Origin of the sequence: Cellulomonas sp. (assembly GCF_965229465.1) — a bacterium.
Classification (GTDB): Bacteria; Actinomycetota; Actinomycetes; order Actinomycetales; family Cellulomonadaceae; genus Cellulomonas.
Genome location: NZ_OZ245882.1, coordinates 1,846,951 through 1,871,144, shown reverse-complemented (window position 1 = coordinate 1,871,144; position 24,194 = coordinate 1,846,951). Strand labels below are relative to the sequence as shown.

Annotated in this window: 24 protein-coding genes and 2 tRNA genes; 5 read left to right on the top strand and 21 right to left on the bottom strand. The window is 70.9% G+C overall.

Features of this window, described 5'->3' with window-relative positions; translation table 11 throughout:
* Window positions 1-2 precede the first annotated feature (2 nt).
* The 3 genes from ACO06A_RS09105 to ACO06A_RS09095 are packed head-to-tail and all read right to left on the bottom strand — an operon-like array spanning window position 3 to window position 1,820.
* Window positions 3-161, bottom strand: coding sequence for a hypothetical protein (locus tag ACO06A_RS09105; RefSeq protein WP_421735689.1), 159 nt, complete (start codon window positions 159-161; stop codon window positions 3-5).
* A gap of 31 nt (window positions 162-192) precedes the next feature.
* Window positions 193-996: a class E sortase gene (locus ACO06A_RS09100; RefSeq protein WP_421735688.1), complete on the bottom strand. Its 804-nt coding sequence runs from the start codon at window positions 994-996 to the stop codon at window positions 193-195.
* On the bottom strand, window positions 993-1,820 hold the full coding sequence (locus ACO06A_RS09095) for a DUF881 domain-containing protein (RefSeq protein WP_421735687.1): 828 nt from the start codon (window positions 1,818-1,820) through the stop codon (window positions 993-995). Before ACO06A_RS09095 ends, ACO06A_RS09100 begins: the two co-directional genes overlap by 4 nt.
* 183 nt (window positions 1,821-2,003) lie before the next feature.
* On the opposite strand from ACO06A_RS09095, the gene ACO06A_RS09090 reads away from it, so the two are divergent.
* Window positions 2,004-2,252 (top strand): cell division protein CrgA, encoded by a 249-nt coding sequence (locus ACO06A_RS09090; RefSeq protein ID WP_421735686.1) that lies wholly within the window; start codon window positions 2,004-2,006, stop codon window positions 2,250-2,252.
* Between the two features lie 236 nt (window positions 2,253-2,488).
* Here ACO06A_RS09090 and ACO06A_RS09085 read toward each other — a convergent pair whose 3' ends face one another.
* Window positions 2,489-3,283, bottom strand: coding sequence for a rhomboid family intramembrane serine protease (locus ACO06A_RS09085; RefSeq protein ID WP_421735685.1), 795 nt, complete (start codon window positions 3,281-3,283; stop codon window positions 2,489-2,491).
* A gap of 73 nt (window positions 3,284-3,356) precedes the next feature.
* Window positions 3,357-3,896 (bottom strand): peptidylprolyl isomerase, encoded by a 540-nt coding sequence (locus tag ACO06A_RS09080; protein ID WP_421735684.1) that lies wholly within the window; start codon window positions 3,894-3,896, stop codon window positions 3,357-3,359.
* A gap of 132 nt (window positions 3,897-4,028) precedes the next feature.
* Between ACO06A_RS09080 and ACO06A_RS09075 the strand changes: the two genes are divergently transcribed.
* Together ACO06A_RS09075 and ACO06A_RS09070 are read left to right on the top strand one after the other, a co-directional pair.
* On the top strand, window positions 4,029-5,006 hold the full coding sequence (locus tag ACO06A_RS09075; RefSeq protein WP_421735683.1) for a hypothetical protein: 978 nt from the start codon (window positions 4,029-4,031) through the stop codon (window positions 5,004-5,006).
* A 210-nt stretch (window positions 5,007-5,216) separates the two neighbouring features.
* Complete coding sequence (locus ACO06A_RS09070; RefSeq protein ID WP_421735682.1) at window positions 5,217-8,375, top strand: glycoside hydrolase family 9 protein; 3,159 nt, start codon at window positions 5,217-5,219, stop codon at window positions 8,373-8,375.
* Window positions 8,376-8,452: 77 nt separating this feature from the next.
* Here the strand turns inward: ACO06A_RS09070 and hisF are convergent, their stop codons facing one another.
* From hisF to ACO06A_RS09045, 5 genes are read right to left on the bottom strand one after another with little or no spacing between them, the layout of a single operon-like run.
* Window positions 8,453-9,250 carry an imidazole glycerol phosphate synthase subunit HisF gene (gene hisF / locus ACO06A_RS09065; protein ID WP_421735681.1) on the bottom strand — a complete coding sequence of 266 codons (798 nt, stop codon included), beginning with the start codon at window positions 9,248-9,250 and terminating at the stop codon, window positions 8,453-8,455.
* Window positions 9,240-9,866 (bottom strand): imidazole glycerol phosphate synthase subunit HisH, encoded by a 627-nt coding sequence (gene hisH / locus ACO06A_RS09060; protein WP_421735680.1) that lies wholly within the window; start codon window positions 9,864-9,866, stop codon window positions 9,240-9,242. The genes hisF and hisH overlap by 11 nt, the downstream gene beginning before the upstream one ends.
* A gap of 43 nt (window positions 9,867-9,909) precedes the next feature.
* On the bottom strand, window positions 9,910-10,728 hold the full coding sequence (locus ACO06A_RS09055; RefSeq protein ID WP_421735679.1) for an ABC transporter permease: 819 nt from the start codon (window positions 10,726-10,728) through the stop codon (window positions 9,910-9,912).
* Window positions 10,725-11,561, bottom strand: a complete 837-nt coding sequence (locus ACO06A_RS09050; RefSeq protein WP_421735678.1) for an ABC transporter permease — start codon at window positions 11,559-11,561, stop codon at window positions 10,725-10,727. Before ACO06A_RS09050 ends, ACO06A_RS09055 begins: the two co-directional genes overlap by 4 nt.
* Entirely contained in the window at window positions 11,558-12,484 is a 927-nt protein-coding gene (locus ACO06A_RS09045; RefSeq protein WP_421735677.1) for an ABC transporter ATP-binding protein, read from the bottom strand. The genes ACO06A_RS09050 and ACO06A_RS09045 overlap by 4 nt, the downstream gene beginning before the upstream one ends.
* 84 nt (window positions 12,485-12,568) lie before the next feature.
* Here ACO06A_RS09045 and ACO06A_RS09040 point away from each other — a divergent pair, with 84 nt between their 5' ends.
* Entirely contained in the window at window positions 12,569-13,216 is a 648-nt protein-coding gene (locus tag ACO06A_RS09040) for a GNAT family N-acetyltransferase (RefSeq protein ID WP_421735676.1), read from the top strand.
* Here ACO06A_RS09040 and ACO06A_RS09035 read toward each other — a convergent pair.
* A complete protein-coding gene (locus tag ACO06A_RS09035; protein WP_421735675.1) occupies window positions 13,213-13,872 on the bottom strand; it encodes a response regulator in 660 nt (219 codons plus the stop codon). The genes ACO06A_RS09040 and ACO06A_RS09035 overlap by 4 nt on opposite strands.
* The gene (locus ACO06A_RS09030; protein WP_421735674.1) at window positions 13,860-15,071 is read right to left on the bottom strand and encodes a sensor histidine kinase; all 1,212 of its coding nucleotides are present in this window, start codon (window positions 15,069-15,071) and stop codon (window positions 13,860-13,862) included. Before ACO06A_RS09030 ends, ACO06A_RS09035 begins: the two co-directional genes overlap by 13 nt.
* A 126-nt stretch (window positions 15,072-15,197) precedes the next feature.
* Here ACO06A_RS09030 and ACO06A_RS09025 point away from each other — a divergent pair, with 126 nt between their 5' ends.
* Complete coding sequence (locus tag ACO06A_RS09025; protein ID WP_421735673.1) at window positions 15,198-15,548, top strand: hypothetical protein; 351 nt, start codon at window positions 15,198-15,200, stop codon at window positions 15,546-15,548.
* Window positions 15,549-15,559: 11 nt separating this feature from the next.
* Here ACO06A_RS09025 and ACO06A_RS09020 read toward each other — a convergent pair whose 3' ends face one another.
* From ACO06A_RS09020 to recF, 9 genes are all read right to left on the bottom strand, one after another.
* Window positions 15,560-16,189 (bottom strand): GyrI-like domain-containing protein, encoded by a 630-nt coding sequence (locus tag ACO06A_RS09020; RefSeq protein ID WP_421735672.1) that lies wholly within the window; start codon window positions 16,187-16,189, stop codon window positions 15,560-15,562.
* A gap of 19 nt (window positions 16,190-16,208) precedes the next feature.
* Window positions 16,209-16,284: transfer RNA gene (locus tag ACO06A_RS09015), tRNA-Ala, on the bottom strand.
* Window positions 16,285-16,305: 21 nt separating this feature from the next.
* Complete coding sequence (locus ACO06A_RS09010; protein WP_210768242.1) at window positions 16,306-16,425, bottom strand: DLW-39 family protein; 120 nt, start codon at window positions 16,423-16,425, stop codon at window positions 16,306-16,308.
* 23 nt (window positions 16,426-16,448) lie between these two features.
* Window positions 16,449-16,522 (bottom strand) — tRNA-Ile (locus ACO06A_RS09005).
* Window positions 16,523-16,606: 84 nt separating this feature from the next.
* Window positions 16,607-17,575 carry a DUF3566 domain-containing protein gene (locus tag ACO06A_RS09000; protein ID WP_421735671.1) on the bottom strand — a complete coding sequence of 323 codons (969 nt, stop codon included), beginning with the start codon at window positions 17,573-17,575 and terminating at the stop codon, window positions 16,607-16,609.
* The gene (gene gyrA / locus ACO06A_RS08995; RefSeq protein WP_421735670.1) at window positions 17,572-20,178 is read right to left on the bottom strand and encodes a DNA gyrase subunit A; all 2,607 of its coding nucleotides are present in this window, start codon (window positions 20,176-20,178) and stop codon (window positions 17,572-17,574) included. The genes ACO06A_RS09000 and gyrA overlap by 4 nt, the downstream gene beginning before the upstream one ends.
* Before the next feature lie 51 nt (window positions 20,179-20,229).
* A complete protein-coding gene (gyrB, locus tag ACO06A_RS08990; RefSeq protein ID WP_421735669.1) occupies window positions 20,230-22,278 on the bottom strand; it encodes a DNA topoisomerase (ATP-hydrolyzing) subunit B in 2,049 nt (682 codons plus the stop codon).
* Between the two features lie 172 nt (window positions 22,279-22,450).
* On the bottom strand, window positions 22,451-23,017 hold the full coding sequence (locus ACO06A_RS08985; protein WP_421735668.1) for a DUF721 domain-containing protein: 567 nt from the start codon (window positions 23,015-23,017) through the stop codon (window positions 22,451-22,453).
* Window positions 23,007-24,188 (bottom strand): DNA replication/repair protein RecF, encoded by a 1,182-nt coding sequence (gene recF / locus ACO06A_RS08980; protein WP_421735667.1) that lies wholly within the window; start codon window positions 24,186-24,188, stop codon window positions 23,007-23,009. Before recF ends, ACO06A_RS08985 begins: the two co-directional genes overlap by 11 nt.
* Window positions 24,189-24,194: the final 6 nt, after the last annotated feature.

Genomic DNA, 24,194 nt, shown 5'->3' with positions numbered 1-24,194 from the left:
GCTCACTCACCCACAGTCGTCTCGTTGAACGGCATGAACGGCGCGACCGCCGGGAACACCCACAGGAAGCACGCGGCCAGGACGGCGAGCGCGGCGACGGTGAGGATCAGCACGCGCACCGCGGCGGGGCCGGGCAGCCGGTGCCACAACCATCCGTACATCAGCGCCCTCCGTCCCGCTCGCAGGTGACCATCATGCGCCACCGGCCAGCTCGACCGGGATCCCGTCCGAGGTCGGCGCCCAGTAGTCGAGCACCCCATGCACGATGAACCGCTGGCGCGCGGAGAACATCGGGTGGCAGGTGGTGAGCGTGATCAACCGCTCGGTGGGCTGGGCCCCGGGGTCGCCCGGGACGGGGGCGATCACGCTCACCTGCGACGGCGCGACGATCTCCGTCGAGGTCACCCGGTAGACGTACCAGATGTTGTCGGTGGTCCGGATGACCAGCGGGTCGCCCACCTGGAGCTCTTCGACCCGGTTGAACGGCTTGGCGTAGGTGGTCCGGTGGCCGGCCACCGCGAAGTTCCCGATCCCGCCGGGCATCGCCGTGCCCTCGTAGTGCCCGGCGCCGAGCACGTCGAGCACCGTGGCGCGGTCGGTCCCCTGGCTGATGGGCCGCTCGGGCTCGCCCGCCCAGCGCGGGACCTGGATCGTGGCGAACGTGGTGGCGTGCGGCGGCTCGGCCATCACCGGCGGCTCGTCACGGCGCGGCGGCGCGATGACCGGTCCGGCGGGGGCACCGGCGCTCGGCGTGGCCGTCGGCAACGGCTCGAACGGGAGCTCCCGCACGATCTCGGCCTGCGCGCGGTTGCCGACGACGTCCGTCCACCACAGCTGCCACACCAGGAACGCGAACAGCAGCACGCCGAGCGTGATGAGGAGCTCGCCGATCACGCCGACGACCCCGTAGACCGTGTGCCGGACGCGGCCCGCCGCGGCCCTCTTCTGCCGCTCGCGCCGGGTGTCGGGCGCCGGCTCGGTCGCGGTCCCGCTCATCCGCCGCCTCCCGGGGCCGACGGGCTGGCGGCGCGGTCCTCGGCCTCCTGCTCGGCGGCCTCGAGCCCGGGCAGGATCTCGACGCCGTCGGGGACGGCCGCGGAGCTCAGCTCGGTGGCGCCCGAGTAGGCCGCGAGCGAGAGGGGCTCCTCCGCGTCGGTCACCGACCAGCCGAGCCCGACGTCGGCGGCGTCGCGCAGGTACGACTGCACGGCGGGCGACGCGAGCAGCGCGTGGCGCAGATCCACCGGGTTGCCGATCGCGCGCACCACGTACGGCGGGGAGTACAGCCGGCCGTGCAGCTTGAGCACGTTCCCGACGCACTGGAACGCGCTCGTGGAGATCACTCGTTGGTCCATGAGCTCCATCGCCTCGGCGCCCCCGGCCCAGAGCGCGTTCATGACGGCTTGAAGGTCCTGCTGATGGACGACGAGGACGTCGGGGCTCACCTCGTCGCGGCGCGGCGAGTCCGTCGGCGCGTCCTCGAGCCGCACGGTGACGCCCGGGCCGACCACCGGCACCAGGCCACCCTCGACCACGTAGCCGGCGCTGGGGCTGCCGGGCGGGCTCCCCCCGGCCTCGTTCTCGCTCGTCGTCAGGTCGTCCACGTCAGCGCGCAGCCCGTCCACCTCGGTGGCGAGCCGTGCGACCCGGTCCGTCTCCACCTGAACCAGCTCCCGCAGGTCCTGCGGGTGGCGGTCGCCGGACGCCCGGGCGAACTTGGCGTTGGCCGCGAACAGCGCCCCCGACAGCGCCAGCACGAGCGCGACCGACAGCGTCCCGCGCGCGAGGAAGCGACGCGCGCGGTGCGGACGGTCGGTCAAGGACGGCTCCTCGGGCAGGATCCCGGACGACGGGACCAGTAACGGGTGGCACTACGCTAGGTCACGATGCGACGGGTCCGTGACGACGCGGCCCCGACGCATCGACGCCCTTCGGCCACGACGTCACCCGCGTGGTCTCCCGCGGCCCGTCGGCCGCACCGCCGCAGGACAGGAGCACCGGACGTGCCTGAGTCGAAGTCGCGCAAGAAGGCGACGTACACACCGCCGCCCGCCAAGTCGTCGGGGCCCAAGGTCAACGCGCCCTGGTTCCTGCCCGTGATGCTCGGGCTGATGATCCTCGGGCTGGTCTGGATCGTCGTCACGTACCTGACGCAGTCGCAGTACCCGATCCCCGGCATCGACCAGTGGAACCTGGCCATCGGGTTCGTGCTCATCATCGCCGGCTTCAGCATGACGACCCGCTGGCGCTGACGCCCCCTCCACGCTGACCTCAGGCGCCGCTCGCACCCCGCGGGCGGCGCCTTCGTCGACCCTGGCAGACCGCGGTGGGCGTTGTGTCCGTCCCCAGCCCTGTGACCCACGCGTCGTCCACAGGCACCCGGGCTGACCTGCGCACACACCTCGGCCGTCCCCAGCGGTGCACAAGTCTGTGGATAACTACACGCGTGTAGTTCACAGGCCGAGCGTGCCGTATTCGGCCGTCAGGATCAGCTGAAGGCGCCGACCGACGCGTACGTCAGCAGGGTGGCCACGAGCAGGATCGCGACGATCGTGATGGGCGCGACGACGGCGACGAGGCGGCGGCGCGCGGCCGGGGCGTACGCGTAGGCCGCGGCCAGCAGCCCGCCGGTGACCAGCCCGCCGACGTGCGCCTGCCACGCGATGTTCGCCATGACGAACCCGAGCGCCAGGTTGATGCCGATCAGGACGAGGATGCCGCGGACGTCACCGCCCAGCCGCTTGCTGACCACGAGGATGGCGCCGAACAGGCCGAACACCGCGCCGGACGCACCGACGCTCGTGGTCGCCCAGCTGTCCGTCGCGGTGGCCAGCAGGACCGACCCGACGGAGCCGCCGACCGCGGACACCAGGTAGAGCGTGAGGTACCGGGCGCGGCCGAGGGTGTTCTCGAGCGTGGGCCCGACGAACCACAGGGCCACCATGTTGAACAGGATGTGCACGTACTGGCCGGGGGAGTGCAGGAACGCGGCCGTGAGGAAGCGCCACGGCTCGTAGAACCCGAGGATCGGCGAGAACAGCCAGCGCGCGGTCCACGAGGGCAGGACGAGCTGGAGGACGAAGCTGGCCACGCACAGGCCGATGAGCGTGAGCGTGATGACGGGCCGGCCGTCGTGCCGCACCCCGCCGAGCGCGGTGCGGGTGGACGGCACCGCGCGGGCGGCCTCGGCGACGCAGTCGACACAGTGCACGCCGACCGCCGCCTGGCGCTGGCACTCCGGGCAGGTGGGCCGGCCGCACCGCTGGCACCGCACGTACGACACCCGGTCGGGGTGACGAGGGCAGACCGGCGGCGCGACCGGCGCGCCCGGATCGGGACTCGTGCTGATAGCGGTCTCAGTCCTCGATGGTGATCGAGTTGATGACGATGTCCTCGACGGGACGGTCTCCCGGGCGGACACGCGTCTTCTCGATGGCGTCGACCACGGCACGGCTCTCGTCGTCGGCGACCTTGCCGAAGATGGTGTGCTTGCCGTTGAGCCACTCGGTGGCCGCCACGGAGATGAAGAACTGGGATCCGTTGGTGCCGCCGACCTTGCCGGTGGTCGGGTCCAGGCGCTTGCCGGCGTTGGCCATGGCGAGCAGGTAGGGCTCGTTGAACGTCAGCTCGGGGTGGATCTCATCGTCGAAGTTGTAGCCCGGGCCTCCGCGGCCGGTGCCCAGGGGGTCGCCGCCCTGGATCATGAAGCCGGAGATCACCCGGTGGAACACGACCCCGTTGTACAGGGGATCGGTGCGCTCCTCGCCGGTGGTCGGGTCCGTCCACGGGGTCGTTCCCGTGGCCAGCCCCGTGAAGTTCTGCACCGTGCGCGGCGCGTGGTTGGGGTACAGCTCGATCCGGATGTCTCCGGCGGTCGTGTGCAGGGTCGCAAACATGCGAGAAGTCTCGCACGCGCACCTCGTGCAGCACCCGAGATCACACGGGTGCGCAGGCCACAGGCACTGCGCAGCCGCTCCCGCGGTGGCAGAGTGGGTGGGGAAGCACAGCCGAGGAGCCGGGAGCCGAGAATGCCGTTCACGAAGAGCCGCCCGAAGATCGACGTCGATACCGAGAAGCTGAAGGACCAGGCGGCCGACCTGGGTGCCACGCTCGCCGACGCCGCCCGCAGTGCCAAGGAGTCCGCCGGGACCGCCGCGTCCAAGGCGGGCGACGCGGCTGCGCAGGCGAAGGACTGGACCACCCCGCGGGTCGAGGCGGCCATCGACTGGCTGCTGCCCCGGGTGGAGCACCTGTACAAGGAGAGCGTCAAGGCGGCCGCCCCCAAGGTGGAGAGTGCCGCCGCGAAGGCCTCGCCGGCCATCGACAGCGCGCACGACAAGCTGGTCGACGACCTGCTGCCCAAGCTCGTCGCGGCGATGAACGACGCGGCGGTCAAGGCCGGTGCCGCGGTCGAGCATGCGGCCGACAGCGCCGCGACCCGGGGCAAGGGCAGGGCCGCCGCTCTGGCAGCCGCCGCGGAGGCCGCGTCCGGCAAGAAGAAGCACACCGGTGCCAAGGTGTTCTGGCTCATCGCCGCACTCGTGGGCATCGGCGCGGGGGTCGCCGCCTGGACGCGGTCGCGGTCCAGCGTGGACCCGTGGGCCGAGCCGTGGGAGCCGACCGACACCGGTTCCGCGCACACCCGCGTGGGCGACGCCGCCGACGCCGTCGGTGAGGCCGCCGGGAGCGCCGTGGCGAAGGGTCGCGACGCCACCCGCAAGGCCGCCGAGAAGGTCACCGCCGCGACGGAGAGCCTGTCGGAGAAGGTGGCGGAGGCGAAGGACGACCTGACCGAGAAGGTCGCCGAGGCCACGGACGCCGCCAAGGAGAAGGTCGCCGGCGCGACGGAGGCGGCCAAGAAGGCCACCACGCGCCGGACGGCCAAGCCCGCTGACGTCACGACCCCGGTGGTCGTCGACACCGAGGTGCTGCCCGTCACGGCGCCGGAGGTCGACTCGCCGCCGGACCCCGTCAAGAACCTCGACGAGGGTGACCGCCCGCTCTGACCCTCTGACCAGGTACGACCCGCACGGCCCCCGGTCCTCACGGACCGGGGGCCGTCGTCGTATGCCTAAACGTTTTGGCCGTTGACCCTCGTCCGTATCGCTGAGGACGATGCGCGAGGCGCGTCGTGCCGGGGCCGCACCGAGGCGACGCCGGGGCCTCCCGCCGACCCAGCTGAGTCGACCGTCCCCAGTGCCGTGGAAGAGGACCCCATGCACCGCCCCAGAACCCGTGGTCGCGTCGCGATCGCGTGCACGACCGCCGTGACCGTCGCCGCCGGCCTGCTCGTCGCACCGCTGGCCGGCGCCGCGACCGCCGCCGACCCGGCGTACAACTACGCCGAGGCCCTCCAGAAGTCGATGTTCTTCTACGAGGCCCAGCGCGCGGGCGACCTGCCGGCCGACAACCGCGTGAGCTGGCGCGGCGACTCCGCCCTGACCGACGGCGCCGACGTGGGCAAGGACCTGACGGGCGGCTGGTACGACGCCGGCGACCACGTGAAGTTCGGGCTGCCCATGGCGTTCAGCTCGACCATGCTCGCCTGGGGGGCGATCGCCGCTCCCGCCGGGTACACCAAGGCCGGGCAGCTGGACGAGCTGAAGAGCAACCTGCGCTGGGTGAACGACTACTTCGTCAAGGCGCACACGGCGCCCAACGAGCTGTACGTGCAGGTGGGGGACGGCGAGGCCGACCACAAGTGGTGGGGTCCCGCCGAGGTCATGACGATGGCGCGGCCGTCGTACAAGGTCAGCGCCTCCTGCCCGGGCTCCGACGTCGCCGGCGAGACCGCGGCGTCGCTGGCGTCGGCCGCGATCGTGTTCAAGACGGACGACCCGACGTACTCCGCGAAGCTCCTCACGCACGCCAAGCAGCTGTACACGTTCGCGGACACCTACCGCGGCGCCTACTCCGACTGCGTGACCGCGGCCTCCGCGTACTACAAGTCGTGGTCGGGGTATCAGGACGAGCTGGTCTGGGGCGCCTACTGGCTCTACAAGGCGACCGGCGACGCCACCTACCTGGCCAAGGCCGAGGCCGAGTACCTCAAGCTGAGCGTCGAGAACCAGACCACCACCCACTCGTACAAGTGGACCGTGGCCTGGGACGACAAGACGTACGCCATGTACGCGCTGCTGGCCATGGAGACCGGCAAGCAGCAGTACGTGGACGACGCCAACCGGTGGCTCGACTACTGGACCGTCGGCGTCAACGGCCAGCGGATCCCGTACTCGCCCGGCGGCCAGGCCGTGCTCGACTCGTGGGGGTCGCTGCGGTACGCGGCCAACACCTCGTTCGTCGCCCTCGTCTACTCCGACTGGCTGACCGACGCCACGCGCAAGGCCAGGTACCACGACTTCGGCGTCCGGCAGATCAACTACGCGCTCGGCGACAACCCCCGCAAGTCCAGCTTCCTGGTCGGCTTCGGCGTCAACCCGCCGCAGAACCCGCACCACCGGACCGCGCACGGGTCGTGGCTCGACTCGATCACCTCACCGACGGCCACCCGGCACGTCCTGTACGGAGCGCTCGTCGGCGGTCCGAGCTCCGCGAACGACGCGTACACCGACAGCCGCTCGGACTACACCTCCAACGAGGTGGCCACGGACTACAACGCCGGCTTCTCGAGCGCGCTCGCGAGGCTGACCCAGGAGTACGGCGGCACCGCGTTGGCGTCGTTCCCCGTGGCGGAGCAGCCGGACGGCGACGAGATCTTCGTCGAGGCCATGCTCAACCAGCCCGCCGGTGGCACGTTCACCGAGGTCAAGGCGATGATCCGCAACCAGTCGGCCTTCCCCGCGCGGGCGCTGAAGAACGGCACCCTGCGGTACTGGTTCACGCTCGACTCCGGTGACTCGGCGGCGAACCTCACGCTCTCGGCCAACTACAGCGAGTGCGGCCCGCAGACGGCCAAGCCGGTGAGCGCCGGCGGCGCGCTGTACTACGCCGAGCTCAGCTGCGTGGGGCAGAACATCTACCCGGGTGGCCAGTCGCAGCACCGCCGCGAGCTCCAGTTCCGGATCACCGGTGGTTCCACGTGGAACGCGACCAACGACCCGTCGTTCGCGGGCCTGAACACCACCGCGCTGGCCAAGACGAAGGCCATCACGCTCTACGACGGCGGCAAGCTCATCTGGGGCACCGAGCCCACCGGCACGGTCACGGACACCACCGCGCCGAGCGTCCCCGGCACCCCCGTGGCCGCCGGCATCACGTCCACCGGTGCGTCGCTGAGCTGGACGGCGTCGACGGACGCCGGCAGCGGCGTCGCGGGCTACGACGTCTACCGCGTGCAGGGCACCACCTCGACCCTGGTGGCCTCGACCACCGCGGCGTCGACGGTGCTGTCCGGCCTGACGCCGAGCACCGCGTACTCCTACGCGGTGCGGGCCAAGGACGTGGCGGGGAACGTGTCCGCCGCCTCCGCGGTCGGCACCTTCACCACCGCGAACCCGCCGGTCGACGTGGTTCCTCCGGGCACGCCCGGCACCCCGGTCGCCTCCGCGGTGACGACGACCGGCGCCACCCTCACGTGGACCGCCTCGACGCCGGGCTCCTCGGCCCTCGCCGGCTACGACGTGCTCCGCGTCAGCGGGTCCACGACGACCGTCGTCGGCACCGCCACGGGAACCACGTTCGCGCTCACCGGCCTGACCGCCGGGACCGCGTACACGTACGCGGTGCGGGCCAAGGACGTCGCCGGGAACGTGTCCGCCACGTCCTCGTCGGTGTCGTTCACCACGACGGCCGCGACGGACACCACCGCTCCCACCGTGCCCGGCACGCCGGTCGCCTCGGCGGTCACCCAGACCGGCGCCACCCTCGCCTGGGCGGCGTCGACCGACGCCGGGGGCAGTGGTCTGGCCGGGTACGACGTGCTGCGGGTCACCGGGTCGACGTCGACCGTCGTCGGCTCGTCCACCGGGACCACCTACACGGTGACCGGACTGACGGCCGCCACCGCGTACACGTACGCGGTGCGGGCCAAGGACGGCGCCGGCAACGTGTCGGCCGCGAGCACGTCGGTGGCGTTCACGACCCTCCCGACGTCGACCGGCAGCAGCTGCGCGGTGAAGTACTCCGCCAACAGCTGGAACGTCGGCTTCACCGGGAGCATCAAGGTCACCAACACCTCCGCCAACCCGCTGACCTGGACCCTCGGGTTCACGTTCCCCTCGGGTCAGCAGGTCACGCAGGGGTGGAGCGCGACGTGGAGCCAGACCGGGGCCGCGGTGACCGCGACGGGGCTCGGGTGGAACGCCACCCTGGCGCCCGGGGCCAGCACGGACATCGGGTTCAACGGGTCGCACACCGGCACCAACACGGCCCCGACCGCCTTCACGGTGAACGGGGTGGTCTGCACGGTCTCCTGACCGGCTTGCGGAACGACGAAGGGCGCTCACCTCGCTGACCGGGGTGGGCGCCCTTCGGTGTTCGTCGTGCCGCGGGGTCAGTCCGCGCTGTGCACCGGCCGGACGTGCTCGCCCAGCTCGGCCAGCTGCGCCTTCATCTCGCCGACCGTCAGGGTGTGCTCGACGCGCGGGGAGTAGAGCATCGAGCTCGTGATCGCCCCCGTGGCGCCGATCCGGAACGCGTCCGCCACGTGGCTGACCAGCCCGGCGCCGCCCGACGCGATCACCGGCAGGCTCACCGCCTCGGTGATCCGCGCCGTGATGTCCAGGTCGTACCCGGAACCCGTGCCGTCGCGGTCGATGCTGTTCACCACGATCTCGCCGGCGCCCAGGTCCTGCCCGCGCTTCGCCCACTCGACGGCGTCCATGCCGGTGTACGTGCGGGCGCCGTCGATCGCGATCTCGTAGCCGCTGGGGATCGTCGCCGTCGGCTCCACGCGCTTGACCTGCATGCTCAGCACGATGCACTGGCGGCCGAACTCGACCGACCCCTGCGTGATGATCTGCGGGTTGCGCACCGCCATCGAGTCGATGCTGATCTTCTCCGCGCCGGCGCGCAGCACCTCGTGCATGTCCTCGAGGTGCCGGATCCCGCCGCCGACCGTCAGCGGCACGAAGGTGCGGTGCGCCGCCCTGCGGACCATGGCCAGGTCGATCTGGCGCTTCTGGGCGCTGGCCATGATGTCGTAGATGACGATCTCGTCGACGTCCTCGTGGTACAGCCGGTCCGCCAGCTCGGCCGGGTCCCCCACGTCGATGTTGTCCTGGAACTGCTGGGCCTTGGTCACGCGCCCGTCTTTCACGTCGAAGCAGGCGATCAGCCGGTTAGCGAGCATCGAGGTCCTTCACGTCTAGATCGCAGAACGCCTTGAGCACCTGCAGGCCGGCGCGCGCGCTCTTCTCGGTGTGGAACTGCGTCGCCATGATGTTCTTGGAGGCCACCGAGGCGGCGAACTCCTGGCCGTACGTGGTGACGCCCACCAGGGTGGAATCGTCCGTCGGGACGGCGTAAAAAGAATTCACGAAGTAATAGAACCCACCCGGCGTGAATGCGCGGGAGAACGGGTGGTCGCCGCGCACGTCGACGTTGTTCCAGCCCATGTGCGGGACGCGGACCTGCGTCTTGTCGAACTCGTGCACCGAGCCCTTGAGCCAGCCGAGGCACTCGACGTCGCCCTCGTCCGAGTGCTCGAACAGCACCTGCAGGCCGACGCACACGCCGAGAAACCCCTGGCCATCGGCCAGAACCTTCTCGGACAGGTGCTCGATCCAGCCTTCGTGTGCCAGGGACTCCATGGTCACGCCGGCTGCGCCGACGCCCGGAAGGATGTACTTGTCGACCTCGTCGCACTCGCCGGGCTTGGCCACCAGCGCGTGCGGGACACCGAGGTGCTCGAGCGCATAAGAAATGCTCTGCGAATTACCGGTGCGGTAGTCGATGATCCCGATCACTTGCCCAATCCTACACTGGACAGCGTGTCTCATATGTCGGACGTCAGTCGAGGAACAAGGCCTTCAGCCGCACGGTGGTGAACGCCAGCCCGAGCCCGATCATGACCACGAAGTACGCCACGTGCGTGAGCATCGACCCGTCGACCACCCCGAGCGTCAGCCCGCGCACCAGCTCCACCGCGTGCCACAGCGGCAGGGCCTTGATCAGCCCCTGGATCCAGCCGGGGTAGACGGTGATCGGGTAGAAGGTGGCCGAGAACAGGAACATCGGCAGCATGACGAAGTTGATCCAGTCCATCTGCTGGAAGGTCTTCATGTAGCTGGTCACGGCCATGCCGACGCTGGCGAACCCGAACGCGACGAGCAGCACGGCGGGCAGGGCGAGCGCCGCCGACCAGGCGAGGTTGAGGCCCATCACCTGCATGACCGTGAGGAACCCGAAGGCATAGACGCCGCCGCGCAGGAGCGCGTAGGTGATCTCCCCGAACGCCACGTCGAGCGGACCGAGCGACGTGGCCAGCATCGCGTCGTAGAGCTTGCCGAAGTGCATCTTGAAGAACACGTTCCACGTCGAGTCGTACACGGCCCCGTTCATCGCGGACACGGCGAGCAGGGCGGGTGCAATGAACGCGGCGTAGGTGACCGAGGTGCCGTCGGGGAGCTCGACGTCGCCGATGAACGAGCCCAGGCCCAGTCCCATGGCGAGCAGGAAGAAGACCGGCTCGAAGAAGCCGGAGAGCACGATGATCCCGCTGGAGCTCTTGGTCGCCTTGAGGCCGCGCGCGACGACGGACCGCGCGTTGCGGGCGTAGAGCGAGCCGATCGTGCTGCGCGCGGGCTCGGTGGTGGTCGTCGTCGTCATCCTGCGCGGAGCCTCCTCACGAAGATGCGTCGGGCCATCAGCCACCCGACGACCGCGAGAACCACGAGCACCGCCAGGTGCCACCCGACCGGCCACGCGCCCGGAGGTGAGCCGTAGGACAGCGACCGCCCGATCTCGCTGGCGTGCCACAGCGGCGACACCCAGCCGATCCACTGGAGCCAGACCGGCAGCGTGGCCAGCGGGAAGAACGTGCCGGAGAACAGGAACAGGGGCGTGAAGACGAACCGCTGCACCAGCGCGAACTGGCCCTTGTCCTCCTTGAGGCTCGCCGAGAAGGCCATCACCGGCAGACCGAACGCCAGGCCCGCCAGCACGCCGACCAGCGGCATCAGCGCGCCGGTGAGCGGATCGCCCACCGCGCCGAACGCGACGATCAGCAGGTAGTAGACGGTCGTGGTGAACAGCATCCGCACCACGACCGACAGGACGAGGCCCGCGGCGATCTGCGGGGGCGCGACCGGTGAGGCGTTCATGCCCCAGAAGATCCGGCGCCACTTGAAGCCGGCCATGATCACGAAGGTGAACTCGTCCATGGCCACGGTGACCGCGGCCGTCGCCAGCAGCGCGGGCGCGACGAACCACACGTAGTCCACGAGCCCGTCCGCGCCGGACGCGATCGGCTGGTCGAGGAACGTGGCCAGCCCCAGGCCGATGCCGAGCAGGTACAGCAGTGGGTTGCCGACGCTGCCCACCACGATGGTCCAGCCGTACGCCTTCATGCCCCGCAGCTGGTGCTCGGCCACGTACCAGGCGCCGAACCGACGGGGCCGGACCGCGGCCGCGACCGCGGCCTCCGTGATCGTCGTCGTCATTCGATCAGGCTCCGCCCCGTGAGCCGCAGGAACACGTCCTCCAGGCTCGAGCGTCGCACGAGCGAGGTGGTCGGGTGCAGTCCGAGGTCGGTCACGCGCTCGAGCACCGCCTCGCCGTCGTCGGCGTACAGCAGCACGCGGTCCGGGAGCACCTCGATCCGCTCCACCAGTCCCGCCATCCGCACGGCCGCGTCCGCGTTGCGCTCGGACCCGAACCGCAGCTCGACCACCTCACGCGTCGAGTACTGCCGGATCAGGGACGACGGGCTGCCCTCGGCCATGATCTTGCCCTTGTCCACCACGACGAGCCGGTCGCACAGCTGCTCGGCCTCGTCCATGTAGTGCGTGGTGAGCACCAGGGTGGTGCCGCGCTCCTTGAGCCGGAACAGCCGGTCCCAGAGCACGTGCCGCGCCTGCGGGTCCAGGCCGGTGGTGGGCTCGTCGAGCATGAGGATGCGCGGCTCGTTGATCAGGGCGCGGGCGATGGTCAGCCGTCGCTTCATGCCGCCCGACAGGTCGTCGACCTTGGCGTTGCGCTTCTCCTCCAGCTGCGCGAAGCCCAGCAGCTCGTCGGCCCGCGACGCGCACACCGACCGCGGGATCCCGAAGTAGCGGCCGTACACGATGAGGTTGTCGCGCACCCGCAACTCGGTGTCGAGGTTGTCCTCCTGCGGCACGACGCCCAGCAGGGACCGGATCTCGGGTCCGTGCGTGTTCGGGTCCAGCCCGAGCACCGTCAGGTCGCCGGCCGTGCGCGACGACACCGCGCCGACCATGCGCATGGTGGTGGACTTGCCGGCGCCGTTGGGCCCCAGCAGACCGAACGACTCGCCCGGCGGCACCTCGAAGTCGATGCCGTCGACGGCGGTGAAGTCGCCGAAGCGCTTGGTCAGGCCGTGGGCGGCGATCACGGGAGCGGTCACAGCGGACCAACCTAGACGAGCGGACCCACGCGCACCGAGCGGATTGTTGTTGACCGGGGCAGCGGAGCGCGGCAGCCTGCGGCCATGGACGACCTCTGGCCGGTGGCGGCGCTGCGTGTCCGCAGCGGAGACCTCGAGCTCCGCTACATGGACGACGAGACCCTGGCCGCCCTCGCGCGCCTGGCCGGCGACGGCGTGCACGCCCCGGAGGCGATGCCGTTCACCGTCCCGTGGACCCGTGGCACCCCGACGCAGGTCGCCCGGAGCGTCCTGGCGTACCAGTGGGGTGCCCGCGCACAGGCCTCCCCGGAGAAGTGGAACCTCGAGCTCGCGGTGGTCCGGGACGGCGAGGTGCTGGGCACGCAGGAGCTCACGGCCCAGGACTTCCTGGTGACCCGCTCGGCGGAGACCGGGTCGTGGCTCGGTCTGCGGCACCACGGCCAGGGCGTCGGCACCCGGATGCGCCTGATGATCCTGCACCTGCTCTTCGAGGGTTTCGACGGCCTGCGGGCGACCACCAGCGCGTTCGCCGACAACGCGTCGTCGAACGGTGTCACCCGCCGGATCGGCTACACCGAGAACGGCATCGACGTCGTGACCCGCGAGGGCAAGGCCGCCGAGAGCCGTCGGTACGTGCTCGACCGCGCCACGTGGGACGCGCGGCCGGCCTCGCTGCGCCCCGACGTCACGCTCGTCGGCATCGAGGCCGCCCGGGAGCAGCTGGGGCTCTAGCGGTCGTCCGCCGCGTCGTGCACGTAGCGGGCCACCTGCACGCGGTTGGTGACCTCGAGCTTGGTGAACAGGCTGCCCACGTGCGTCTTCACCGTGGCCACCCCGAGGTGCAGCGACCGGGCGATCTCCGTGTTGGTCAGCCCGTCGCTCACCGCGAACGCCACCTCCCGCTCTCGGTCGGTCAGTCGCGCCAGAAGCGTCCGCGCCTTGCGTCGGCGCCCGTCCTCGGCAGGTCGGGTGATCGCGGCGATGAGCTGGCTGGTGACGCTCGGGGAGAGCATCGGCTCGCCGAGGGCCACGCGCCGCACCGCGACGACCAGGTCGGCGGGCGGGGTGTCCTTGAGCAGGAACCCTGCGGCACCCAGCTGGAGGGCGGTGAGCACCATCTCGTCGGTGTCGAAGGTGGTCAGGACGATGATCCGGGCCGTCGTGCCGCGCTCGCGCAGCCGGCGGGTGGCGGCGAGGCCGTCCATCCGCGGCATCCGGATGTCCATGAGCACCACGTCGGGGAGCTCGCGCGCGACGACGTCGAGGGCCTCCTGGCCGTCGGCCGCCTCGCCGACCACCTCGAGGTCCGGAGCACCGCCCAGGATCATCCGGAGACCGGCCCGCACCAGGGCGTCGTCGTCGACCACGACCACCCTCACGCCGGCCACGGCAGCCTCGCTCCCACGACGAACGCCCCGTCCGGACCGATCCCGTGCTCGAGCTCGCCGCCGGCCAGCTCGGCTCGCTCCTCCAGCCCCGCCAGGCCGACACCCCCGCGCTGCCCGTCGGGTGGAGTGCGGACCGGGTTGCGCACCTCGATCTCGAGCTGCGCGCCGGGGCCGCCGGCCAGCCGGACGCTCACGGGCTCACCGGGCGCGTGCTTGCGGGCATTGGTCAGGGCCTCCTGGACGATCCGGAACGACGTGCGGGACAGGGTCTGCGGCGCAGGGTCCTCGATGAGGCCGGTGGTGTCCAGGTCCACGTCGGACCCCGCCTCGCGGGCGTCGGCCAGCAGCGCCGGCAGCTCCGCGAGCGTGGGCTGCGGGGGTTCGATCCCCACGGCGCCCGCCCCCGCCCGCAGGACGCCCAGCACCTGCCGGAGCTCGCTGAGGGCCAGCTGCGCGTTCGACTGGATCGTCTGCGCCGTCTCGCGCGTCTCGTCGCGCGTCAGGTCGTCCCGGTACGCCAGCGCTCCCGCGTGCAGGGCGACCAGCGAGATCCGGTGCGCGAGCACGTCGTGCATCTCCCGCGCGATCCGGGTGCGCTCGGCGTCGCGGGACCGCTCGGTGGCCAGCTCGCGCTCGCGCTCGGCAGTGGCCACCTGCTCGCGCAGCGACGCCAGCAGCTCACGCCGCGTCCCGATGTAGTAGCCCGTCGCGACGACCGCCGCGAAGTAGGTGACGCTCACGAGGAACCCGACGAGCACGAGGTAGCCGCTGTTGTCCCGACCGGGGAAGGCTGCGCGGTAGTACAGCTCGGACACCAGACCGGTCACGAGCGCGACCACGCCGGCCGCGACCACCCAGCTCCGCCGCCGCCAGGTGGCCATCGAGACCAAGGAGATCGTCGCGGCACCGACGCTCGCCGACGAGACCGTCGTCGCGAGGAGCGTCAGGAGGGCGACCGCCAAGGGGTACCGGCGGCGGAGCGCGAGCAGGCAGGTCGTCATCACGCCCAGCGCCAGGTCCACCACGACGAGCGTCCCGGCGACGTTCTCCGCCGCCGCGGGCGAGACCGAGAAGTGCTCGGCCGCGGTCACCCCCCAGGCGACCAGCCCGACAGACGCCGCCACCAGGTACCGCCACACGCTCGACCAGGTGGACAGCTCGGGCTGCGGCTGCGGCGGCAGGTCGGTGTCGAGGGACATGACGGCAGCCTAGGCAGGCGGGTGCCGCGGCTTCGCCCACCTTCGGGCCGGACCGCCTCCACCGTCCGGTGGACCCGGCTCCGACTCGCCGGACGGACATGGACAGCGGCGCGTAGTGTCCGGACCGTGAGCTCGTCCACGACGCCGGTGCGGACCGCGCTGCGACTCTGCTCCGCGACGGCTGTGCTCGTCCTGCTCGCGTCGTGCTCGCCGGCAGAGGGGCGCGCCCCGCGACCCATCGTGGCGTGGTCGGTCGCGGGCGACGTGCTCCAGCTGGTCGTCGACACGTGCCACGGCGACCCGCGGGCGACGGTCGAGGAGACCGACGACGAGGTGACCGTCACGATCGTCTCGACGTGGCAGGATCCCGGCGACGCATGCCAGGACAGTGTGGAGGTGACCCTCGACGCTCCCTTGGGCAGCCGGACGTTGATCGACGGGACGTCAGGGCAGGAGCCGGAGCTGATCGAGGGCTGACCGCGCAGCCGCTACGCCCCGACGGGGGCCACTGGTTGCCGCAGGATCGTGCGCATCTTCTCCGGCGCGACCCTGCGGCGGTCGCTGAGGTAGATCTCGTGGTGCGTCCCCGTCATCCGCAGCCCGTTGCCGGGGATGAACTCGTGGTGCAGCTGCGCGAGGACCGAGGCCTCGTCGTCGAACGCGCCGACGTGCAGCGTCTGCACGCAGCGGCCCTCGGCCAGAGTCTCCAGGCGGACGTCGTCGAGGCGAGCGGGCCGGTCCTTCTTGGTGCCGACCTGCTCGACCGCCGCGGAGTACCGGGCACGGTCGATCCAGTCCGGGACCAGGAGCAGCAGCGTCCAGTCCCACCGCGACTTGTCCCGCGCCACCGTGAAGGCGTCCATGTCGTCGGCCCGCCACAGACCCTCCAGCGGCGGCACGACGTAGTCGCGTCCGAGCTCCCGCTTGCTGGCGAACTTCAGCGTGTAGGCCACCGGGTAGAGCGCGGCGACCGCCTCCGCGAACTCGGGCGCGGTGTTGGGATCGCCGTGGCCGTCGATCATCAGGTACTGCAGCTCGGGCACGTCCACGAGGCGGAAGGTGCCCCGTGAGGCGCGATAGGCGTCGAGGGACTTCGTGAAGTCGGTCTTGTCAGCCATCAGACCGCGCTGACGCTTGTGGTGGAGCCAAGGGGACTCGAACCCCTAACCCCCTGCTTGCAAAGCAGGTGCGCTACCAATTGCGCCATGGCCCCGTGGTGCATGCCCGGGGGCACTTACTCGAAGGTGTCGGTGACCTCTGCCCACAGGTCTCGCTCGTCGCGATCCTGCGCGTACTTCTGCCATACGACGAATCCGACGGCGGCGGCTGCCACCAGGAGCAGGAGCTTCTTCATCGGTTCCCCCACGGGTTTGGGAGTGGGCCTAACAGGACTTGAACCTGTGACCTCTTCCTTATCAGGGAAGCGCTCTAACCGTCTGAGCTATAGGCCCGTGCACTGCATGCGCCGCAGTGGCGCCGGACGAGACTACCCCAGCGCAGGGGCCCCGCCCAAACCGGCTACCGGGAGGTGCTCGTCACTCGTCCGTCATGGTCACGTGCACGCCGCCGACCAGTGCCGCCACGATGTTGTAGAGGAACGCGCCGATGGTGGCGAGGGCGGTGAGCAGGAAGACGTCGATGACCGCGACCAGCGTGGCGCCGGAGACGATCCGCTGGAACTCGACGTACTGAAGGATGTCGATCCCGCTCTCCGTGCCCGTGATCTGGGTGACCAGCTCATCAGCCTTGGTGAACACCTGGAGCCCGTTCAGCGTGAACCAGACCACGGCCGCGCCGACGACGATCATCACGCCGATGGCCACCGACAGCAGGAACGACAGCTTCATCACGGACCACGGGTCCACGCGGGAGATCGCCAGCCGGACCCGGCGCGGGGCGCCGTGGGGGCCGACCGTCGGGATGCGTCCCGTGCTCGGCCGGGCACCCGTGAGGTTGTCGGACGCGGGGACCGGGCGGGGGGCCGTGGTGCTGGCCGCCGGGGCAGATGCTGCCGGGGTGGTCGTCATGGTCGGTTCCTTGGGACGAGGTCGAGTGGCCGCGGCGAACGCTGCGGACGTCGCGACGCCGGCCTTCTTCAGCCAGACGGTGGCGGTGTCCACCGCCACCATCATCGGGGACGGAGGGTCGTGCTCGTCGCCGACTCCCGGTGCGGAGGTGTCACGATCCTGTGGAGATGTCGCGGTGGCGGGCGCGGCCTCCGTCCGGACCGTGCTCGTCGGGCGCTCCGCGGACTCCCCGCGGTCCGGCGTCGACGACCGCGGGGGCGCCACGGTCGGCGGCATCACGGTGGCGGGAACGGTGAACGCGGTGGAGCCGTTCGACCCGTTCAGGCTGGGCACGTGCGTGGCCGCGTCGGCGTCCGACGAGCCGTTCCACGCCGACGTCGACCCCTGGTGTGGTGCGGACGTCGTCGTGCGACCGGCGGTCGTCGGCGTCGTCGGGCGCTTGCGCGGCGGGATCGAGGGGGGCGTGAAATCGGTCATGCGTCCTCCGCTGACGGGTCCGTCACGGCCTGGTCGACAGGCGCCTCCGGCTCACCGGGAGCGTCCGAGACGTCGGAAACCTGGCCATTCTCAGCGCCCACGGTACCTGCCTCGTCCGCCAGGTGTCGCTCAGTGTTGCGCGCGACCGCGATGATCCGGTCCCCGTTGTCGGGCTTGGCGAAGATGACACCCTGCGTCGTGCGGCCGGTGGCGTTGACCTCCGCCGTGGCGGAGCGCACGATCTTGCCCCGCTCCATGATGACGAGGACCTCGTCCTCGGGGTCCACCACGAGGGCGCCCACGAGGTCGCCGTTCGCCTCCGGGAGGTTGGCCACCTTGATGCCCAGACCGCCTCGTCCCTGCTGGCGGTAGTTCTCCACGGTCAGCGCGGTGCGCTTGGCGATGCCGCCCTGGGTCACGGTGAACAGGAAGGCGTCCTCCCGCACCACGTCCATGGCCAGCAGCTCGTCGTCCGCACGGAACTTCATGCCCGTGACACCCGAGGTGGCCCGGCCCATCGGGCGCAGCGACTCGTCGGACGCGGTGAACCGCACCGACTGCCCCTTGCGGGACACCAGGATCAGATCCTCGTGCGAGTCGACCAGGCGCGCCGAGACCAGCTCGTCGGGCAGGCCGTCCTCGTCCTCGCGCAGGTTGATCGCGATGACGCCGCCGGAGCGGTTGGAGTCGTAGTCCGACAGCCGCGTCTTCTTCACCAGGCCGCGCTGCGTGGCGAGCACCAGGTACTCGGCCTTGGTGTAGTCGCGGATGTCCAGCACCTGCGCGATCTTCTCGCCCGGCTGGAACGCGAGCAGGTTGGCCACGTGCTGGCCCTTGGCGTCGCGACCGCCCTCCGGCAGCTCGTAGGCCTTGGCCCGGTAGACACGGCCGAAGTTGGTGAAGAACAGCAGCCAGTGGTGCGTCGTCGTGACGAAGAAGTGGTCGACCAGGTCGTCCTCGCGCAGCTGCGCGCCGCGCACGCCCTTGCCGCCGCGGCGCTGGGCCCGGTAGTTGTCCGACCGGGTGCGCTTGGCGTAGCCGCCGCGGGTGATGGTGACGACCATCTCCTCCTCGGCGATGAGGTCCTCCACGCTGACCTCGCCGTCGAACGGGAGGATCGTCGTGCGCCGCTCGTCGCCGTACTTGGCGACGATCTCGCCCAGCTCCTCGGACACGATGTCCCGCTGCCGCTGCTCGGACTCGAGGATCGCGCGGTACTCGGTGATCTCCGCCTCGAGCTTCGCGTACCGCTCGAGGATCTCCTGGCGCTGGAGCGCGGCCAGTCGGCGCAGCTGGAGGTTGAGGATCGCGTTCGCCTGGAGCTCGTCGATGTCGAGCAGGGCCATCAGGCCGGCGCGCGCCTCGTCCGCGTCGGGGGAGCGGCGGATGAGCGCGATGACCTCGTCGAGCGCGTCGAGCGCCTTGAGGTACCCGCGGTAGATGTGGATGTCGGCCTCGGCCTCGCGCAGCTTGTAGGCCGTGCGGCGGACGACGACCTCGAGCTGGTGGGTGACCCAGTGGCGCACGAACGCGTCGATGCTCAGCGTGCGCGGCACCTCGTCGACGAGCGCCAGCATGTTGGCGCCGAACGTCTCCTGCAGCTGCGTGTGCTTGTAGAGGTTGTTCAGCACGACCTTCGCGACCGCGTCGCGCTTGAGCACGATCACCAGGCGCTGGCCGGCGCGGCCCGACGTCTCGTCGCGCATGTCCGCGATGCCGGTCACCTTGTTCTCGCGGACCAGGTCCGCGATCTTCTTGGCCAGCGTGTCCGGGTTCACCTGGTACGGGAGCTCGGTGACGACCAGGCAGATCCGGTTCTGGATCTCCTCGACCTGGACGATCGCGCGCATCGTGATGGAGCCGCGGCCCGTCCGGTACGCCTCCTCGATGCCCTTGTGGCCCAGGATCGTCGCGCCCGTGGGGAAGTCCGGGCCCTTGATCCGCAGCAGGAGCGCGGCGAGCAGCTCCTCGCGCGACGCCTCGGGGTGGTCGAGGTGCCACTGCACACCCTCGGCCACCTCGCGCAGGTTGTGCGGCGGGATGTTGGTGGCCATGCCGACCGCGATGCCGGCCGAGCCGTTGACCAGCAGGTTCGGGAACCGGGACGGCAGGACGGTGGGCTCCTGCGTGCGTCCGTCGTAGTTGTCCTGGAAGTCGACGGTGTCCTTGTCGATGTCCCGGACCATCTCCATGGACAGCGGGGCCATCTTGCACTCGGTGTACCGGGGCGCGGCGGCGGGGTCGTCGCCCGGCGAGCCGAAGTTGCCCTGCCCGGAGACCAGCGGGTACCGCAGCGACCAGTCCTGGACCAGGCGCACGAGGGCGTCGTAGATCGAGGTGTCGCCGTGCGGGTGGTACTTGCCCATGACGTCGCCGACCACGCGCGAGCACTTGGAGAACTGGCGGTCCGGGCGGTAGCCGCCGTCGTACATGGCGTAGAGCACGCGGCGGTGCACCGGCTTGAGGCCGTCACGCACGTCCGGCAGGGCACGGCCGACGATGACGGACATGGCGTAGTCGAGGTACGACCGCTGCATCTCCAGCTGCAGGTCGACCTGCTCGATGTTGCCGTGCTCGATCTCGTTGCCGGTGGTCTCGCTCAACGGGGTTCCTTACTTCGGTTGCGTACGTGGGTGTGGGCCGGACGTCTCCGATCAGACGTCGAGGAACCTCACGTCCTTCGCGTTGCGCTGGATGAACGAGCGGCGGGACTCGACGTCCTCGCCCATGAGGATCGAGAAGATCTCGTCGGCGGCCGCGGCCTCGTCGAGCGTGACCTGGAGGAGGGTGCGGTGCTCGGGAGACATCGTGGTCTCCCACAGCTCCTGGTAGTCCATCTCACCCAGACCCTTGTACCGCTGGACCGAGTTGTCCTTGGGCAGCCGCTTGCCCGCAGCCTGCCCGTCCGTGATGACGGCGTCCCGCTCGCGGTCCGAGTACACGTAGTCGTGATCAGCGTTGGCCCACTTGATCCGGTACAGCGGCGGCTGGGCCAGGTACACGTGACCGTGCGTGATGAGGTTCGGCATGTAGCGGAACAGCAGGGTGAGCAGCAGGGTGCGGATGTGCTGCCCGTCGACGTCGGCGTCGGCCATGATCACGATCTTGTGGTACCTCAGCTTGGCGATGTCGAAGTCCTCGCCGATGCCGGTGCCGAACGCGGTGATCAGCGCCTGGACCTCCTGGTTGCCCAGCGCGCGGTCCAGCCGGGCACGCTCGACGTTGAGGATCTTCCCGCGGATCGGCAGGATCGCCTGCGTCCGGGGGTTGCGACCGCGCACGGCCGAGCCACCGGCCGAGTCACCCTCGACGATGAAGACCTCGCACTCCTCGGCCCGGTTGGACTGGCAGTCCCGGAGCTTGCCCGGCATGCCGCCTGACTCCAGCAGACCCTTGCGGCGGGTGGCCTCGCGCGCCTTGCGGGCCGCCATGCGTGCGGCCGCGGCCTGGATCGACTTGCGGATGACGTCCCGCGCCTCGTTCGGGTGCGAGTCCAGCCAGTCGCCCAGCTGCTCGTTGACCACGCGCTGCACGAACGTCTTGGCCTCGGTGTTGCCCAGCTTCGTCTTGGTCTGGCCCTCGAACTGCGGCTCGCCCAGCTTGATGGAGATGACCGCCGTGAGGCCCTCGCGGATGTCGTCGCCCGTGAGGTTCTCGTCCTTCTCCTTGAGGATGCCCTTCTCGCGCGCGTAGCGGTTGATCAGGGAGGTCATCGCCGCACGGAAGCCCTCCTCGTGCGTGCCGCCCTCGGTGGTGGAGATCGTGTTGGCGTACGTGTGCACCGACTCGGAGTACGCGTTGGTCCACTGCATGGCGATCTCGACGGCGATCCGGCGCTCGGTGTCCTCGGACTCGAAGTCGATGATCTCCGGGTGGACGACCTCGACCTTCTTGGCGCCGTTGAGGTGCTTCACGTAGTCGACCAGGCCGTCGTCGTACTTGTAGGTCACGTTCCTCGCCGCCACCGCCGCGTTCTCGTCCTGCGCGTCCTCGCCGGCGACCTCGTCGCCCGTGTCGAGGTGCTCCGGACGCTCGTCGGTCAGGGAGATCTGGAGGCCCTTGTTGAGGAAGGCGTACTGCTGGAACCGCGCGCGCAGCGTCTCGAAGTCGAACTCGGTGGTCTCGAAGATCGCGGGGTCGGCCCAGAACGTCTGCATCGTGCCGGTCTCGTCGGTCGGCTCGCCCTTCTGGAGCTCGCCCAGCGGCTTGCCGCCGTCGGAGAAGTCCTGCTGCCACACGAACCCGTCGCGCTTGACCACGGTCTCCACGCGCGTGGACAGCGCGTTGACCACGGAGATGCCCACGCCGTGCAGCCCGCCGGAGACCGCGTAGCCCGCGCCGCCGAACTTCCCGCCGGCGTGCAGGATCGTCATGACGACCTCGACCGTGGGCCGGCCCTCGGTCGGGTGGATGGCGACGGGGATGCCGCGGCCGTTGTCGACGACGCGCACCCCACCGTCGGCGAGCAGCGTGATCTCGATGTGGTCGCAGTAGCCGGCGAGCGCCTCGTCGACCGAGTTGTCGACAACCTCGGTGACCAGGTGGTGCAGACCGCGCGCGCCAGTGGAGCCGATGTACATGCCCGGGCGCTTGCGGACCGCCTCGAGGCCCTCCAGCACCGTGATGGCGCTGGCGTCGTACCCGCCGTTGCCCTCCTTGGTGCTCTTCGTCGTGCTCGGCGCGGGGGTGCTCTGCTCGGCCACGGGCGGTAGTGCTCCTCAAGCTCTCACACGCGACGGAGCGCGCCGACCGAACTTCGCCGGGTCGGATCACTCTATGACGCTGGAGTTCCGGGCACAGATGCGCCGGGAATGACCTTCACAGTCTACCTGGTGGACGGGCTCAGACCCTCTTTTCCCACAGGTGGCGGTGTGCTCAGCGGAACGTGTCGCGCTCCCCGCGGCCCGCCACGCGCTTCGGACCGGTCTTGAACCGGGGTCCGCCGGGGTTGAGCACGGTGATCTCCAGGACGATCCCGTCGCCCAGGTCCGCCGCGAACCGGCCGAGCATCGCCGGCGCCAGGAACTTCAGCTGGGTCGCCCAGGACGTCGAGTGGGCGCGCAGGGTCAGCGCCCCTCCCTCGAAGGACACGTACTCGCAGTGCTCGGCCACCTGCGGGCCGACGAGCTCCGACCACCGGTGCCTCAGCACCCCGGCGACCTGGTCCGACGTGCCACCGAGCTGGTCGAGCAGCCCGCTGACCGTCGACCCGATGAGCTGCGGGTCCCGTGCGCCCGGACCGGCCGTGCCCACCGCCACCTGGACCAGCGGCCGGCGCCGCGCGGGGTCACCCGGCCGGAACCCCCGCTGTGCCGCGGCGGCCTTCGCGCGGCCGAGCGCGCCGAGGGCCACCTGGCGCGGCGGGGTCAGCTCGACCAGGTCGCGCAGCGGGGTGCCGTCGACGGGCCGGGGCTTCGGGAACAGGACGTCGTCAGAGGACACGGGCCACCTCGCCGCCCATCACGTCCACCCGCGCACCGGCGAGCGGCGCCGGGACGTCCTCGGCCACCGCCGCGGTGATGAGCACCTGCCGGGCGGGGGCCACCAGCTCGGCCAGCCGGTCGCGGCGACGCGCGTCCAGCTCGGCGAACACGTCGTCGAGGATCAGGACCGGCTCACCGTCGGGCCCCCAGTCCCCACCCACACCCTCGTCGCCGCGGGTCAGCAGCTCGTACGACGCCAGCCGGAGCGCGAGCGCAAACGACCACGACTCCCCGTGGCTCGCGTAGCCCTTGGCCGGCAGACCGCCGAGCGTGAGGACGAGGTCGTCGCGGTGCGGTCCGACCAGGCTCACCCCCCGCTCGATCTCCTTGCTGCGCAGCCGGCCGATCGCCTCGAGCAGCTGCGCCTCGACCAGGTCCACCGACGCGGTCTCGTCGGCGGTCTCGAGCACCGCGTCGAGGGACGCCTTGTAGGTGACGATGGCGTCGCCCTGCCCGGCGCTGACCTGCGCATATGCACGTTCGATGTGCGGGGCGAGCGCCCTGACCAGGCCGCGTCGGGCGACGATGATCTGCGCACCGGTCTGGGCCAGCTTGGCATCCCACACGTCGAGCGTGCGCAGGTCCGCACCCGCGCCGCGACGCGCCACCGCGGCGGACTTCAGCAACGCCGACCGCTGCCGCAGCACCCGGTCGTAGTCCGCGACCGTGCCGGCGACCCGCGGCGTCAGCTGCACCAGCAGGTCGTCGAGGAACCGGCGGCGGCCGTCGGGGTCCCCCTTGACCAGCGACAGGTCCTCGGGCGCGAAGAGCACGGTGCGCAGGATGCCGAGCACGTCCCGGGCGCGCGTCGGCGACCCCCCGTTGACCCGCGCGCGGTTCGCCTTGCCCGGCGTCACCTCGATCTCGACCAGCGTCGAGCGCGGGCGACCGGCCTCGAGCTCGCGGACCACCTTCGCCCGCACGACCGCCCGGGTGGTTCCGGCGCGCACGAGCGCCGCATCGGTCGGCACGCGGTGGCTGCCCAGCGTGGCGACGTAGCCGAGCGCCTCGACCAGGTTGGTCTTGCCCTGCCCGTTGGGTCCGACGAGCGCGGTGATGCCGGGCTCCAGCGGGAGCTCGACCTGCGCGTACGAGCGGAAGTCCGTCAGGGAGAGGTGCGCGACATACATCGTCGG